We start from the raw sequence: 1,717 nt of genomic DNA, 5'->3' as shown, positions 1-1,717 counted from the left end.
CGCCGCGTGACGCCGCCACCCGCGAAACCCCAGCCCACACCCATGATCCACTTACGTTAAGTGGCATTGGCCCAGGAGCAGGCCGGTGCCGCAGACGAGAGCCGCCTGCCAGATGCCGGCCCGCCTGACCTGGTCGGGGCTCGCACCGAGAAGTTGGATCAGGTCACGCTGCCGGCGCCGTTGGGCGGCGCCGATGAGGGTGGCGTTGACCATCGCGATGGCGGCGTACAGGCCGGCCGGGCCGAGCAGGATGATGAGGCCGAAATTGTTCGACTCGCGGGTCTGCGCCGCGGTCGCGTCGATCCAGTCGCCGGAGTCGAGGATCCGGCTCTCGGTGCCGGCGAGCGTGCGCCGCAGGGATTCCCGCGTCGCGGCGGCGTCGGTGCGCGGGACGACGAAGACCGTCCCGGTGGCCCGGATACTCGCAGGCGGGAGCAGTTCGGCCGGGACGACGAGTTCGGCATACAGACCGGGTGCGTCGGGGAGGACGGCGACGACCCGCAACGGGATCCGCTTGCCGTCGATCCAGACCGGGAGGGTGCCGCCCAGGTCGATGCCGGCGTCGGTGACCCAGGTGGCGGTGACCGCGACCGCGTTTCCGTGGAAGTCGTCGAGGGTGCCGCGCGTGGCGGCCAGGCCCCGGGCGGCGGACGCGGTGGCAAGGTCGACGATCTCGACCGGTCGGGTTCGCCGGGGCTGCCGTCGTCGTCGTGCGCAAGCGTGGCCCGCTGGCGTATGTCGGCTGTCACGCCGGGCCGGCCGTCGGTGGCGTCGATGCTCCCGATCAGCGTCACGGTGACGGAGATCAGGACGACCCCGAACAGCAGAGCGACGAAGGCCCCCAGGTAGCCGCGCCAGGAGTGGTGAACGGTCTGCCGGGCCAGGGCCAGCATCGTCGGGCCGCGCATCATCTCCGCTCCAGGTCGTTCATCGTCTCGGCGATCTGGCCGGCGTCAGCGCGTGCGAGGTGACCGACGATCTGCCCGTCGGCGAGGAACAACACCCCGTCCGCGTACGAGGCGGCCAGCGGATCGTGGGTCACCATGACGACGGTCTGGCCGCCGTCGGCCAGCGACCGCAGGAGCCCCAGCACGTCGCGTCCGGTGCCGCGATCCAACGCGCCGGTGGGCTCGTCGGCGAACAGCACCTCGGGTCGGCCGTGCAACGCCCGGGCGATCGCGACCCGCTGCTGCTGGCCGCCGGACAGTTCTGACGGCCGGCGTCGGGCATGCTCGCCGAGGCCGACGTGGGCCAGCGCGGTCCGTACCGTGGTCGGATCGGCACGGCGCCCGGCCAGCCGGGCGGGAAGCGCGACGTTGTCGAACGCGGTGAGCGCGTCGAGCAGGTTGTAGGACTGAAAGACGAACGCCATCGCCGTACGCCGGAAGCGGGTCAACTGGGTCTCGTTCAGCGTGTCGAGCCGGGTGCCGCCGACGGTCACCCGCCCCCCGGTCGGCCGGTCGAGACCGGCGGCCAGCTGAAGCAGGGTGGACTTACCGGAGCCGGACGGCCCCATGATCGCCGTGAATGTGCCGCGCTGGAACACATGGGTCACACCGCGCAGCGCATGCACTGAGCCGGCGCGGGAGCGGTAGGTACGGCTGAGACCGTCGAGGGTGACGGCCGCCGGGGTTGCCTGGGTCATGCCCGTTACCTTTTTGATCGTCCCCAGCCGGGGACGGCTCGGTCGCCCGGCTCGGTATGACTGAATGCCCCT

2 protein-coding genes are annotated in these 1,717 nt (G+C 71.6%); both read right to left on the bottom strand.

Annotated elements, in window-relative coordinates; all coding sequences use genetic code 11:
- Window positions 1-51: 51 nt before the first annotated feature.
- Complete coding sequence (locus ACFHVL_RS31165) at window positions 52-504, bottom strand: hypothetical protein (protein ID WP_416632201.1); 453 nt, start codon at window positions 502-504, stop codon at window positions 52-54.
- Between the two features lie 403 nt (window positions 505-907).
- Window positions 908-1,645: an ABC transporter ATP-binding protein gene (locus tag ACFHVL_RS31160; RefSeq protein ID WP_416632200.1), complete on the bottom strand. Its 738-nt coding sequence runs from the start codon at window positions 1,643-1,645 to the stop codon at window positions 908-910.
- Window positions 1,646-1,717: the final 72 nt, after the last annotated feature.

Source organism: Micromonospora sp. LOL_023, assembly GCF_048060115.1.
Taxonomy (GTDB): domain Bacteria; phylum Actinomycetota; class Actinomycetes; order Mycobacteriales; family Micromonosporaceae; genus Micromonospora_E.
The sequence above is the reverse complement of the archived record's forward strand: the minus strand, read 5'-3'. Positions and strand labels throughout refer to the sequence as shown.